General features: G+C 69.9%; 12 protein-coding genes. 6 read left to right on the top strand and 6 right to left on the bottom strand.

Features of this window, described 5'->3' with window-relative positions; translation table 11 throughout:
- Positions 1 to 36 precede the first annotated feature (36 nt).
- Both serS and OG329_RS20920 read left to right on the top strand, forming a co-directional pair.
- Positions 37 to 1,326: a serine--tRNA ligase gene (gene serS, locus OG329_RS20925; RefSeq protein ID WP_405797160.1), complete on the top strand. Its 1,290-nt coding sequence runs from the start codon at positions 37 to 39 to the stop codon at positions 1,324 to 1,326.
- Positions 1,323 to 2,171 carry an HAD family hydrolase gene (locus OG329_RS20920; RefSeq protein WP_405797159.1) on the top strand — a complete coding sequence of 283 codons (849 nt, stop codon included), beginning with the start codon at positions 1,323 to 1,325 and terminating at the stop codon, positions 2,169 to 2,171. The genes serS and OG329_RS20920 overlap by 4 nt, the downstream gene beginning before the upstream one ends.
- 254 nt (positions 2,172 to 2,425) lie before the next feature.
- Here the strand turns inward: OG329_RS20920 and OG329_RS20915 are convergent, their stop codons facing one another.
- The 6 genes from OG329_RS20915 to OG329_RS20890 form a co-directional block, all read right to left on the bottom strand.
- Positions 2,426 to 3,058, bottom strand: a complete 633-nt coding sequence (locus OG329_RS20915; RefSeq protein WP_405797157.1) for an NADPH-dependent F420 reductase — start codon at positions 3,056 to 3,058, stop codon at positions 2,426 to 2,428.
- Positions 3,059 to 3,261: 203 nt separating this feature from the next.
- Positions 3,262 to 3,954: a hypothetical protein gene (locus OG329_RS20910; protein WP_405797155.1), complete on the bottom strand. Its 693-nt coding sequence runs from the start codon at positions 3,952 to 3,954 to the stop codon at positions 3,262 to 3,264.
- 295 nt (positions 3,955 to 4,249) lie between these two features.
- A complete protein-coding gene (locus OG329_RS20905) occupies positions 4,250 to 4,969 on the bottom strand; it encodes an ABC transporter permease (RefSeq protein WP_405797154.1) in 720 nt (239 codons plus the stop codon).
- 28 nt (positions 4,970 to 4,997) lie between these two features.
- Positions 4,998 to 5,909 carry an ABC transporter ATP-binding protein gene (locus OG329_RS20900; RefSeq protein WP_405797152.1) on the bottom strand — a complete coding sequence of 304 codons (912 nt, stop codon included), beginning with the start codon at positions 5,907 to 5,909 and terminating at the stop codon, positions 4,998 to 5,000.
- Positions 5,906 to 6,787 (bottom strand): ABC transporter permease, encoded by an 882-nt coding sequence (locus OG329_RS20895; RefSeq protein WP_405797150.1) that lies wholly within the window; start codon positions 6,785 to 6,787, stop codon positions 5,906 to 5,908. The genes OG329_RS20900 and OG329_RS20895 overlap by 4 nt, the downstream gene beginning before the upstream one ends.
- Positions 6,777 to 7,847 (bottom strand): ABC transporter ATP-binding protein, encoded by a 1,071-nt coding sequence (locus OG329_RS20890; RefSeq protein ID WP_405797149.1) that lies wholly within the window; start codon positions 7,845 to 7,847, stop codon positions 6,777 to 6,779. Before OG329_RS20890 ends, OG329_RS20895 begins: the two co-directional genes overlap by 11 nt.
- 307 nt (positions 7,848 to 8,154) lie before the next feature.
- On the opposite strand from OG329_RS20890, the gene OG329_RS20885 reads away from it, so the two are divergent.
- The 4 genes from OG329_RS20885 to OG329_RS20870 all read left to right on the top strand — a co-directional run bounded on the left by OG329_RS20885 (position 8,155) and on the right by OG329_RS20870 (position 12,909).
- Positions 8,155 to 9,003, top strand: a complete 849-nt coding sequence (locus OG329_RS20885; protein WP_405797147.1) for a M24 family metallopeptidase — start codon at positions 8,155 to 8,157, stop codon at positions 9,001 to 9,003.
- Complete coding sequence (locus OG329_RS20880; protein WP_405797146.1) at positions 9,003 to 10,937, top strand: SDR family oxidoreductase; 1,935 nt, start codon at positions 9,003 to 9,005, stop codon at positions 10,935 to 10,937. The genes OG329_RS20885 and OG329_RS20880 overlap by 1 nt, the downstream gene beginning before the upstream one ends.
- Before the next feature lie 92 nt (positions 10,938 to 11,029).
- On the top strand, positions 11,030 to 11,935 hold the full coding sequence (locus OG329_RS20875) for a metal-dependent hydrolase (protein WP_405801933.1): 906 nt from the start codon (positions 11,030 to 11,032) through the stop codon (positions 11,933 to 11,935).
- Between the two features lie 29 nt (positions 11,936 to 11,964).
- On the top strand, positions 11,965 to 12,909 hold the full coding sequence (locus OG329_RS20870) for a MerR family transcriptional regulator (RefSeq protein WP_405797145.1): 945 nt from the start codon (positions 11,965 to 11,967) through the stop codon (positions 12,907 to 12,909).
- Positions 12,910 to 12,919 lie beyond the last annotated feature (10 nt).

The raw sequence follows: 12,919 nt of genomic DNA, 5'->3' as shown, positions 1-12,919 counted from the left end.
TGGGGCGGCGGAAGCGCGCACCGGTAGCCTGGTGGGGTGATTGACCTTCGCCTGCTCCGAGACGATCCCGACCGTGTCCGCGCCTCGCAGCGCGCCCGTGGAGAGGACGTCGCGATCGTCGACGCCCTGCTCTCCGCCGACGAGCGGCGCAGGGCCTCCGGCGTCCGCTTCGACGAGCTGCGATCCGAGCAGAAGACGCTCGGCAAGCTCGTGCCCAAGGCCACGGGCGACGAGAAGACCGAGCTGCTGGCCCGTACGCGCGAGCTGTCCGCCGCCGTCAAGGCCGCCGACGTGGCGCAGCACGAGGCCGACGAGGAGGCCAGGCGGCTGCTCCTCCAACTGGGCAACGTCGTGCACCCGGACGTGCCCGTGGGCGGCGAGGAGGACTTCGTCGTCCTCGACACGATCGGCGTGCCCCGCGACTTCGCCGCCGAGGGCTTCGAGCCCAAGGACCATCTGGAGCTGGGCGAAGCGCTCGGCGCCATCGACATGGAGCGCGGCGCGAAGGTCTCCGGCTCGCGCTTCTACTACCTGACGGGCGTCGGCGCCCTGCTCGAACTCGCCCTGGTGAACGCGGCGATCGCGCAGGCGACCGAGGCCGGCTTCATCCCGATGATGACGCCCGCGCTGGTGCGCCCGCGCGCGATGGAGGGCACGGGCTTCCTCGGCCAGGCCGCCGAGAACGTCTATCACCTGGAGAAGGACGACTACTACCTGGTCGGTACGTCGGAGGTGCCGCTCGCCGCGTACCACATGGACGAGATCATCGAGGCCGACAAGCTGCCCCTGCGGTACGCGGGATTTTCGCCGTGCTTCCGGCGTGAGGCGGGCACGTACGGCAAGGACACCCGGGGCATCTTCCGGGTGCACCAGTTCGACAAGGTCGAGATGTTCTCGTACGTCGACCCGGCGGACGCCGAGGCCGAGCACACACGGCTGCTGGAGTGGGAGAAGCAGTGGCTGACCGGCCTCGGGCTGCCCTTCCAGGTGATCGACGTGGCCACGGGTGACCTGGGGGCCTCGGCCTCGCGCAAGTTCGACTGCGAGGCGTGGATCCCGACGCAGGGCAAGTACCGCGAGCTGACCTCCGCCTCCAACTGCGACGGTTTCCAGGCCCGCAGGCTCTCCGTACGGATGCGTGAGACCAGGGACGGCAAGCAGCATGTGAAGCCGCTGGCGACGCTGAACGGCACGCTCTGCGCCGTACCGCGCACGATCGTGGCGCTGCTGGAGAACCACCAGCGGGCCGACGGTTCGGTGTGGGTGCCGGAAGTGCTCCGTCCGTATCTGGGCGGGCGCGAGACGCTGAATCCGATCGCGAAGTGACCGGCTCCGCCGTCCCGGCGTCCGCCGCCGACCCGGCCGCCGCCTTCCCGTACAAGCTCGTCGCGACCGATCTCGACGGCACGCTGCTGGGCGAGGACCACACGGTCTCCGCGCGCACGCGCGAAGCGCTCGCCGCCACCACGGCGGCGGGCGCCGCGCACATCATCGTCACGGGGCGGGCCGTGCCGTGGACGCGCGCCATCCTCGACGACCTCGGTTACGACGGGTTGGCGGTCTGCGGCCAGGGCGCGCAGGTTTACCACGCCGGTGAGCACAGACTGCTGACGTCGGTGACGCTGGACCGGCAGGTGGCGGTCCTCGCGCTGTCGAAGCTCGAGGCGGAGGTCGGTCCGCTGGCGCTGGCCGCGAGCCGTGACGGTCTCGACGGTGATGTCCTGGTGGGGCCCGGCTACCGGCTGGAGGGAGACCTGCTGCCCGTGCTACTCCTGGACGATCCCGCCGACATGTGGACCGCGCCGATCAACAAGGTCTACATACAGCATCCGGAGCTGAGCGACGACGAGTTGGCGCAGGCCGCGCAGGAGACGGTCGGCGGCATGGTCGCCGTGGTGATGGCGGGTCCGGGTGTGGTGGAGATCCTGCCGCTGGGTCTGAGCAAGGCGACGGGGCTGTCGCTGGCGGCGCGGCGGCTCGGTCTGACGGCGGCCGACACGATCGCGTTCGGTGACATGCCCAACGACATCCCGATGTTCGACTGGGCGCGGCACGGCGTGGCGATGGCCAACGCGCACGAGCGGCTGAGGGCCGTGGCGGACGAGATCACGGCGTCGAACGGCGACGACGGAATCGCCGTGGTGCTGGAGAGGCTGCTTCAGCACCAGTGAGAGTGGGGAGGGGGCGGTCCACGCGCGAGCGCGCGCTCGAAGCGACCGCCCCCTTGGGCGGGTCACCGTCGGCTGCACGGAGCGGAAGTGGTTACTCCGGTGCCGGGTCGGGACTGCCCTGTCGGGAACCCGACGGACTCGCATTACCGGTCATCGCCGCGCTCCTCTCCCGGTCCAGTGGTACCTGACATGACCACTGTCCCCCCGTAAGGGGGTTGAGCGCCAGCGATTTACCTCAGGCTTTGGCCTTTGGGCTACTTGGCGACCGTTTTCGGCGGTACGACCCTGATGTTGAAGGTGTGCGTCCCCAGGGCCTCGGCGATACCGATGAACAGCAGCGCGTGGTGCTCCTGGCCGCGCGCCGTCTCGATGCCGCCCAGGTCGAGTCGGGAGTCGGCGGGCCAGCCCAAGTCGCCCAGCAGCGCCCCCACCTCGGCCTTCGCACCGGCGTCGTCCCCGGACAGGAAGACCGTGCTCTCGCCGCTCAGCCCGCCCGGATCGACCATCGCGGCGCTGTCCATCGTGACGAGCGTCTTGACGACCCTGGTGTCCGGGAGCGCCCGCTGAAGCTGCTCGCCGATGCTGGAGTTGGGGTGGGCGAGGGCCATGTCGTCGGTGAGGCCCACCGCGATGTCGAGAAGGATCTTGCCGGCGAGCTCCTTCCGCAGCCCGCCGAGCAGTTCGAGTGACACGGTGCCGGGGGTGGCGTTGACGACTGTCTCGCCGTGCTCCACCGCCTCGGTCAACCCGGCCACCGGCAGGCCGAGTTCTCTGTCCGCCGCCGCCTTGGGGTCGCGTGAGCCGAGTACGACGTCGTGGCCGGCGGCTGCGGCTGCGGTGGCCACCGCGCGGGCGACGTTTCCTGTTCCGAGAAATCCGATTCGCATGACCACGACGCTAGGCGCGGACATCGGGGCAGGTCATCGGGCGCGGGGACCAGAACGGGCGTCCCGTAACCGCTTGCGTCCTAGGCGTATCCGTACGCGGACCTAGGTCCGAAGTGCCGCCTTCTGTACGGAGGCGGCCCCCGCCCGGACCGGGAAGGGGCCGCCCGCCTGCGTACGGAAGGGTTGCCGTCGGACCGGACGGATCAGCGGCGCTTACGCGCCCGCCGCAACTCCCCCACCTGCTGGGCGACGTGATCCACCTTGGCGTCCACCCGGTCGATACGGTCGGACATCTCGCACAGCCGGTTACTGATCGCGGCGACCACCTGGTTGGTGGCGTCGAGCCTCCGGTCGAGGTTGTCGAGCCGGTACGACATCCGGTTCAGCACCGGCCCCAACTCCTGGAGCGCCACGCCGACCCTGCCGAGGCAGGACTCCACGTCGGTGACGCGCCGGTCGAGCGAGGCGTAACCCTCGCGCCAGCCTTCTTCGGCGTCGAGGAGGTACGTACGGACGCACCGCGCGATGTCGCTGTCGCGCAGAAGCATCGCGATGTTGAGGACGGCGCGGCGGTTGTGGAGGGTGAGGCTGGAGCGCCTCTGTGGATAACTTCCGTCGCCTCCGGATGAGAGTGACATGTTGTCACTCTGATATTCACGCAGGTCAGAGCCGCGTAGCACTCGCAGACCATTCTCGGACAGCTCCGCGCGATGCCGCGCGGTCAACTGCCTGATGACGTCTGTGGATACTTCGAAGTAGCGGGCGACGTCCTCCGTCGTGACATGTACGCCGTCCGGCAGCAGCCGCAGAGCCTTGACCTTGTCGAGCGCGTCGACGCGCGTCATGACACTGTCGCGCATCGAGCGCGATTCGAGCAGGGCACCTTCGGGTGGCATGGATGTGCCTTCCATTCGTGAACCGATGATGGACGGCCCTCTCCCCGGGCATCAGGGGCGGAGGTCGGCTCACGGTGGCTACTCACTCAATGACCGGTGCGGCTTTCGATCCGGCACCGGCAATCCCCAGCTTCACGAAAACTCGGCGTCACGAACTCCAGTTGCCTCCACGCACGCGGAACAACGAGCCGATAAACCTACAGTTACGCGGCGACCCCCGCCCACCGGGCGGGGGTCGCGGCGCCGCGCGTACTCACGTACTCACGTACTCGGGTACGACGTGGGAGATCTGCGCTCACTCGTCGCCGGCGAGGGTCAGCGTGCGCAGCTTCTGCCCGGCGTACCAGGTCGCGACGATCGTCACGCCGGCCAACAGGACGATCGCCAGCGGCAGTCCGACCTCCGAGGTGATCATGCCCTCACCGCCGACCTTCTCGGCGACCGCCAGCGACCACTGCTGGACACTGAGCGTGCGCGCTCCCGCGATCAGGCTGCCGAACAGCGTCTCCCACACCAGCGCGTAGACGAGGCCGATGACGACCGCGTGCCGGCTGACCGTGCCGAGCAGCAGGAACAGCGCGCTGTAGGCGATGGAGGCCACCAGCGCGGCGATGGTGTAGGACACCGCGATCTGCTGGCCGTTGCCGTTGAGGATGTATCCGGCGATCAGGGTGGGGACCGCGGAGAACGCCATGGTCACGGAGATCGCGACGATCAGCTTGGTGAAGATGATCGTCGGCCGTTTCACGGGCTTCGCCAGCAGGTAGACGATCGATCCGTCGTCGATCTCGGGGCTGATGGCGCCCGTTCCGGCGATCACGCCGATCAGCGGGATCATGGTCGCGAGGGCGAAGCCGCCCAGGACGTCCGAGGCGGTCTGGTCGTCCACGCCTTCGAAGGCCCGCACGGCCACGGCGATGAGGATGAGCAGGGCCGGCAGGATGAACAGGACGGCGGCCCGGCGCCGGCCGAGCAGGGCCCGGTAGGTGAGCCGGGCGACTGTGGGGTGGTACATGGACGTCACAGCTCCTTGTCAAGGCCGCTCAGGCCGCTACGAGGTACGAGAAGACCGATTCGAGGGACTCGTCGGACGGCGAGACCTCGAGCAGCCGGATGGAGTGCTCACGGGCGACCTTCGGCAGCAGCTCGGTGAAGCGCCCGAAGTCGACGGCCTGGATGCGCAGCGCGCCCTCGGTGACGTCGACCTCGATACCGGCCGTGGACGGATCGGCGATCAGCGCGGCGGCCAGGACGCGGTCGTCGCTGGACCGTACGAGATAGCGGTGCGGCCGGTCGGTCATCAGCCGGCGGATCTTGCGGAAGTCGCCGGAGGCCGCGTGCCGGCCCGCGACGATCACCTCGATGTGCGCGGCCAACTGCTCGACCTCCTCAAGGATGTGCGAGGAGAACAGGACGGTACGGCCGGAGTCGCCCATCCGCCGCAGCAGGTCCATCAGTTGCATGCGCTGGCGCGGGTCCATGCCGTTGAAGGGCTCGTCGAGGAGCAGCACGGACGGTTCGTGGACGAGCGCGGACGCCATCTTCACGCGCTGGCGCATGCCCTTGCTGTACGTCGCGATCTTGCGGTCCTGCGCGTACTCCATCTCGACCGTGGCGAGCGCCTTCTGGGCCTCCTTCTTACCGAGGCCGTGCAGTTCGGCGTTGGCGACGACGAAGTCGAGCCCGGTGAGGAAGTCGTACATCCCCTCCCGCTCGGGGACGATGCCGATCGCGCGGTAGACGGACTCGTTGCGCCAGATCTTGGCGCCGTCGAGGGTGACGCTTCCGTTGGAGGGTGACAGGAACCCGGCCATCATGTTGATGAGCGTGGACTTGCCCGCGCCGTTCGGTCCGAGCAGTCCGGTGACGCCGGGGCCGACAGTCATCGTCACGTCGTTGACGGCGACCACGTTGCCGAACCAGCGCGACGCGTGCTCGATGTTGAGGGTGGTCACAGCCCGACCTTCCGGTAACGGCGCATGAGCACGGCGTACGAGCCGAGGATGAGCGCGAGGACGACCAGCAGATAGACGACACCGACGCCGGCCGAGGGGCCCACCTCGCCGGGGAACGACGACTTGGCGCCGAGGAACGCGGTCCCTACGCCGTCGATGAGCGTGATGGGCGAGAAGAGGCCGAGCCATTCGACGGCGTTGCCCGAACCGCCGTGGAAGGAGATCGCCTGGACGGTGGAGACGGCGCCGTAGGTGATGGTCAGCGTGGCGATCACGGCGGCGACGCCGAAGCCGCGGCGCGGGGTGAGGGCGGCCATCACCAGACCGAGTCCGCCGAACAGCAGTGACAGCAGCGCCACGGACACGAGTCCCTGGCCGAAGCCCTTGGTCTGGTCGACGAAGTCCATCTTGGCGAGCAGCGAGCCGAGGTAGAGGATCACCAGCGGCGCGGCGGTCAGGACGAAGAGGGCGGAGGCCATCGCGCCGTACTTGGCGACGACGTAGTCGACGCGCTCGATGGGGCGCGAGAAGTACAGCGGCACCGTCTTGAACCGCAGGTCGCGGGAGACGGACTGCGGGGCCTGGGCGGCCAGGAAGAGCCCGATGACGGCCTGGGTGACGATCGCGTACTGCGTGTAGGGGACCGGCAGGGTCTTGAGGTTGGTCGTGACGGCGACAGCGACCATGATCGCGGCGGGCAGGCACATCACGGCGAACAGGATCATCGGCAGGATCTTGGACTTGCCGGAGCGGCCGAGGCCGTAGGAGCCGCGCAGGGACTGCGAGTAGAGGGAGCGGCGGGCGTAGGCGCGGCCGAGCCGGGGGCCGTCGTAGTTGCGGTAGCCGATGTTGTGGATCTGGGTGAGGTCAGTGCTCATCGCTGCCGCCTCCCTTCTGGAGTGCCAGTTCCGCGCCGGTCTGGGCCCCGCCGCTGTGTGCCGTTCCGGTCTGTGCCGCGCCTGACGGCGCCGGTACGGCCTGCGCGCCGGTGGCCGCCGACGCGGCGTCCTTCGTGCGGAAGACCTCCGCGATGTGGTGGCGGCGCTGTTCCATCCGTACGAGGCCGAGGCCGAGTTCGGCGACGGTGTCGCGTACGACGTCGTACGTCTCCTCGCCCGTCGCCTCGATCAGCAGGATGTGGCCGGCGCCCGGCAGCCCGTCCTCCTCGCCCGCGTGGAGCGACAGTCCGGCCGCGGTCAGGGCCCCGCGCAGGGCGCCGGTGCCGTCGGGGTGGGTGTCGGTGTCGGTGACCTCGACGGCGAGCGTCGCCGTCGTCTGCGTGAAGTCGCTCGTGGAGCTGGAGCGCAGCAGCTTGCCGCCGTCGATGACGACGACGTGGTCACAGGTGCGTTCGAGCTCGCCGAGGAGGTGCGAGGTGACGAGGACGGAGATGCCGAAATCCGTGTACACACGGCGGATCAGGTTGAGCATCTCGTCGCGGCCGACGGGGTCGAGACCGTTCGTCGGCTCGTCGAGGAGGACGAGTTTGGGGTCGTGGACCAGCGCCTGCGCGAGTTTGACGCGCTGCTTCATGCCGGTCGAGTAGCCGCCGATGGGGCGGTACCGCTCCTCGTACAGGCCGACATGGCGCAGCGTGTCCGCGGTGCGTTCACGGGCGGCGGTCGGGGGGAGTCCGGACATGCGCGCCATGTGGACGACGAGTTCGGTCGCCGATACGTCGGGCGGCAGGCAGTCGTGCTCGGGCATGTATCCGACGCTCTCGCGGATGGCGGCGCCGTCGGTGGCGACGTCGAACCCGAGCACGGCGGCCCGGCCTTCCGTGGCGGGGGACAGTCCCAGCAGGATCTTGATCATGGTGGACTTGCCGGCTCCGTTGGCACCCACCAGACCGGTCACACCCGGTCCGATGTCCAAGGAGAGCCGGTCAAGCGCGGTTACCCGGGGGAACCGCTTACTCAGGCCTTCAGTAGCGATCACAGTCACGTTGAAGACGGTAGTGGCGCACACCACAGCGGACGTCAGCCCTGACGGTTGTCTCGAGGTCCGTCTTGAGGTGTACGGACCCGTAAGGGCAGCGTCAAAAGTCAGTCCGAAGGGTGGAGGTCGGCCGGAACTGACCGGAACTGGCGGGAACTCGCCGGAACCGGCCGGAACTGGCCGGGATATGCCGTCGGCGGAGAGTTTTCCACAGGCTTGACGGGGCTCTTGACGCAGCCGCCGGACATTGTCACATTCATCAGTGTCACGTTACGAACACGTACCGCACACGGCATGGAGGGGTGGCATGGCATCAGCGGTGACGGGCGAACAGACCGCGGAGCTGCGGGGATTCAGATCCGTGCAGCGCCTGGCCTACGAGTGCGCGGAAGCGGTGGCCGCGCGCCTGCGGCCGGGTGTCACGGAGCGCGAGGCGGCCCGGATGCAGCGCGACTGGCTGCGGGCGCGCGGGGTGCGCGACTGGTTCCATCTGCCCTTCGCCTGGTTCGGGGACCGTACGGCCTTCACGGGGTTCCGGATCCCGCTCCAGTTCTTCCCCACCAACCGCAGGCTGGCGCCGGGCATGCCGTTCATCCTCGACATGGCGCCGGTCCACCGGGGTTTCACCGCCGACGTCGGCTACTCGGGCTGTCTGGGCCCCGACCCGAACCCGCTGCACGACAAACTGCTCGCCGATCTTCAGGCCCACCGCGACCTGCTGCTGCGCGAGGTGCGCGAGCGGCGTCCGCTGCGGGAGATCTACCAGGACGTGGACCGGCTGATGGCGCGGCAGGGATATGAGAACAGGCACCGGGCCTACCCCTTCGGCGTGATCGCCCACAAGATCGACCGCGTGAAGGACCGGCGCTGGTCACCGCATGTCCTCGGGTTCGGTACGCAGGCGCTGAAGGGTCTGGCGAGCGACGCGCTGCACGGGCACCGGGAGGGCTGGTCGCCGCTGTGGAGCCCGTACAGATTCTCCGACCACCCGCCGAGACCGGGGCTGTGGGCGGTCGAGCCGCACCTCGGATTCCGGGGCACGGGCGCCAAGTTCGAGGAGATCCTGGTGGTCACCGACTCCCGGGACCCGGCGCAGAGCGCGTTCTGGCTGGATGACGATCTGCCGCATGTGCGGCGTTGGGCGGAGGGTGCGTGATGTCGCTTCAGTCAGTTCCGCGGCCGGCCGGGGCGCGTGAGCGCCGGGTGCGCACGGGCGGCGTCGATCTGTGCGTGGCCGAGCTGGGTGATCCGGCGCGGCCGACGGTCGTGCTCGTGCACGGGTATCCGGACAGCAAGGAGGTCTGGTCGCAGGTCGCGGAACAACTGGCCGGGCGATTCCATGTGGTGCTGTACGACGTGCGGGGGCACGGCGGTTCGACGGCGCCGAAGCCGCTGCGCGGCGGCTTCACCCTGGAGAAGCTGACGGACGACTTCCTGGCGGTCGCCGACGCGGTGAGCCCGCACCGGCCGGTGCATCTGGTGGGGCACGACTGGGGGTCGGTGCAGGGCTGGGAGTTCGCGACCGTACGGCGCACGTCGGGCCGCGTCGCCTCGTTCACCTCCATGTCGGGGCCGTCGCTCGACCACTTCGGGCACTGGATCAAGCGCCGGATGACCCGGCCCACCCCGCGCGCGGTGGGCCAACTCCTCGGCCAGGGCGCCAAGTCCTGGTATGTGTACATGCTGCACACGCCGGTGCTGCCCGAACTCGCGTGGCGCGGGCCGCTCGGCAAGCAGTGGCCCAAGCTCCTCGATCGGTTCGAGAAGGTGCCCCGGGGGCGGACGCCCGCACGAGGGGAATCGGGAGGGGAATCGGGCGGCGCGGAACAGGCCGACGCGTATCCGACCGCCTCGCTGCCGGACGACGCCGCGCACGGCGCCTGGCTCTACCGGGACAACATCCGCGCCCGGCTGCGCAGACCGCGCGCCGACGCGCACGCCCACGTTCCCGTCCAGCTCATCACTCCGACCGGAGACGCCTTCCTCTCCGAGCGGCTGTACGACGACCTGGAGCAGTGGGTGCCGCAGTTGGTGCGCCGTACGCTCCCCGCCCGGCACTGGGTGCCGCGTACGCGACCCGATCAACTGGCCTCCTGGATCACCGAGTTCGTCACGGCCCACGAGCCCGAGCCTGAACCCGGGCATGAATCCGAGGCGCGCAGGGAGAGCGGCGCCGGCGGCGCGGCGGTCAGCGGCCCGACCGGCAAGGCGCGTCGGGAGAGCCGGGCCCGCCGGGCGCGGGATCTGGTGGCGAGCGGCCCCTACGGGGAGCGGTTCGGCGGGCAGCTCGTCCTGGTGACCGGCGCGGCGAGCGGCATCGGCCGGGCCGTCGCGTTCGCGTTCGCCGAGTCCGGCGCCCGGGTCGTCGTGGTCGACCGGGACGCCGAAGGGGCCGCCAGGACCGCCGAGATGGCCCGGCTGATCGGCGCACCGCGCGCCTGGGCCGAGACCGTCGACGTCGGCGACGAGGAGGCGATGGAGAAGCTGGCCGAGAAGGTCGCCACCGAGTACGGCACGGTGGACGTCCTGGTGAACAACGCGGGGATCGGGCTCTCGGGCCCGTTCCTGGACACCACGAGCGAGGACTGGAAGAAGGTCCTGGACGTCAATCTCTGGGGCGTCATCCACGGCTGCCGGCTGTTCGGCGGGCAGATGGCCGCCCGCGGCCAGGGCGGCCACATCGTCAACACCGCTTCGGCGGCGGCCTATCAGCCCTCTCGGGCGCTGCCCGCCTACAGCACCTCCAAGGCGGCGGTGCTGATGCTCAGCGAATGCCTGCGTGCCGAGCTGGCCGGCCAGGGCATCGGGGTCAGCGCCATCTGCCCCGGCTTCGTGAACACCAACATCACGGAAACCGCGCGGTTCACGGGAGTCTCGGCACAGGAGGAGACCCGACAGCGGAAGAGAACGTCCCAGTTGTACGGGCTGCGCAACTACCCGCCGGAGAAGGTCGCCGACGCCGTCCTGCGGGCGGTCGTACGCAACGAGGCCGTCGTACCGGTCACTCCGGAGGCCCGGGGACTTCGGTTGCTGTCCCGCTTCGCGCCCAGGACGCTGCGCGCGATCGCCCGTCTGGAGCCGCCGCTGTGAACGCCGGACACGAAGCCGGACGCGAAGCCGGACACGAGGCCCGACGCGAGGCCCGACGCGAGGAGAGCGGCGAAGGCCGCCCGGAGAGAGCGGTGACGGACGAGGCGTATGTGATCGCCCCGCGGCGGGTGTCGTTCGACTGGCGCGAGACTCCGCTGCACTGGATACCCGACGAGCCAACCGCCACGCACGTCATCAACGTGCTGCATCTGCTGCTCCCCGCGGGCGAGCGCTGGTTCGTCAAGGTCTTCAAGGAGGCCCTGCCACTGGTCGATGATCCGGTGCTGCTCAAGGACGTCAAGGGCTTCATGGGCCAGGAGGCGACGCACAGCGTGCAGCACGCGTATGTGCTGAACCACCTGGCGGAGCAGCGGCTGGACACCGAGCCGTACACCCGGCACGTCGACTATCTCTTCGAGATCCTGCTCGGCGAGAAGCCGCCTTTCGGGGTGCCGTGGCCCGAGCGGGAGTGGCTGCGCTTCCGGCTGGCGATCGTCGCGGCGATCGAGCAGTTCACGGCCGTCCTGGGGGACTGGGTGCTGCGCGCGGACGCGCTGGACCGGGCCGGGGCGGACGAGGTCATGCTCGACCTGCTGCGCTGGCACGGCGCCGAGGAGGTCGAACACCGGTCGGTGGCCTTCGACATGTACCAGCACTGCGGCGGCCCCGATCCGGTGCGCTACGCCCGCAGGCTGGAGACGATGGCCGTCACCGCTCCGGTGATGCTCTGGCTCTGGGGGTGGGGAGCGGCGTATCTGATCCGGCACGATCCGCAGCTCGCGGGCCGGGGGCGCTACTCGCTGCGCGAGCACAACCGGGCCATATCCAAAGGTCTGTTGCCCACCTGGCGGGAGCTGGGTGCGGCGGTGCCCCGGTACTTCCGGCGGTCGTACCACCCCTCGCGGGAGGGTTCGCTGCGCAGGGCCGTCGACTATCTCGCGACCTCGCCGGCGGCCCGCGCGGCGGCCGGTGCCGTGGGCCGCGCCGCACTGGGGTAGCGGGTGCCGGGGCGGTGGAAGGAGTGAGCGTGTCGGGGACCCCGAAGACCGGCCGGTACCGCATCGAGGACCTGGCGCACGCGAGCGGCGCCACGGTCCGGACCATCCGCGCCTACCAGGACCGGGGGCTGCTGCCCGCCCCGGAGCGGCGGGGCAGGGCCAATGTGTACGGGGACGCGCATCTGGCCCGGCTGCGGCAGATCGCGGACCTGCTCGACCGGGGCTACACGCTCGCCTCCATCAAGGAGTTGCTGGAGGCGTGGGACGCCGGGCGCGGTCTCGGCGGGGTGCTCGGCCTGGTCACCGAGGTACATGGGCCATGGACGGACGAGCACGCCGCCCGGATCACCCGCGCGGAGCTGGACGAGCGGTTCGGCGGCTCCCCCGACGAGGCGGCGCTCGCGGAGGCGGTGGAGCTGGGGGTGCTGGAGCGGGTCCCCGGACGGGACGACGAATTCCTCGTACCGAGCCCCCAAGAGCTGTCGGTGGCCGTCGAGTTGTACGCGGCGGGGGTGCCGCTGGCCGCGATCTCCGTCCATCTGCGGGAACTTCGCGGTCAGGTCGAGCACATCGCCGCGCGTTTCCTGGAGTTCACGACCGAGCACGTCTTCGCGCGCTATCTGGGCGATCACCCGCCGACCGACGCGGACGCGGCGGAGGCGGCGTCGCTCGTACGACGGCTGCGCCCGCTCGCACGGCAGACGGTGGACGCCGAACTGGCGCGCGCCATGCGGTTGTTCGCGACCCGCCGTCTCCAGCGGCACCTGTTGGCCGAGGACCCGGAGCCGGAGGGCGAGCGGACCCGTTCCGTGCGGTTGCCGGCCGACACGATCGAGGCCGTACACAGGCTGGTTGGCGAGGAGAACGCCCCGGCGTTCATCGCGGCGGCGGCCGAACGGGAGCTGCGGGCAAGGACGTTGGACACTCTCGCCGCAACCCACAGACAGAACACCCAACTTGACCAAATAGGCTAATCCGGGCGCG

It is taken from the genome of Streptomyces sp. NBC_01506, from assembly GCF_045040295.1.
Lineage (GTDB): Bacteria > Actinomycetota > Actinomycetes > Streptomycetales > Streptomycetaceae > Streptomyces.
This window is presented reverse-complemented; position numbering and strand designations above follow the sequence as displayed.

Coding starts and splice junctions, on each gene's coding strand:
- OG329_RS20915 (WP_405797157.1), bottom strand. CDS start 3,058: ATGCGAATCGGATTTCTCGGAACAGGAAACGTCGCCCGCGCGGTGGCC.
- OG329_RS20910 (WP_405797155.1), bottom strand. CDS start 3,954: ATGCCACCCGAAGGTGCCCTGCTCGAATCGCGCTCGATGCGCGACAGT.
- OG329_RS20905 (WP_405797154.1), bottom strand. CDS start 4,969: ATGTACCACCCCACAGTCGCCCGGCTCACCTACCGGGCCCTGCTCGGC.
- OG329_RS20895 (WP_405797150.1), bottom strand. CDS start 6,787: ATGAGCACTGACCTCACCCAGATCCACAACATCGGCTACCGCAACTAC.
- OG329_RS20885 (WP_405797147.1), top strand. CDS start 8,155: ATGGCATCAGCGGTGACGGGCGAACAGACCGCGGAGCTGCGGGGATTC.
- OG329_RS20880 (WP_405797146.1), top strand. CDS start 9,003: ATGTCGCTTCAGTCAGTTCCGCGGCCGGCCGGGGCGCGTGAGCGCCGG.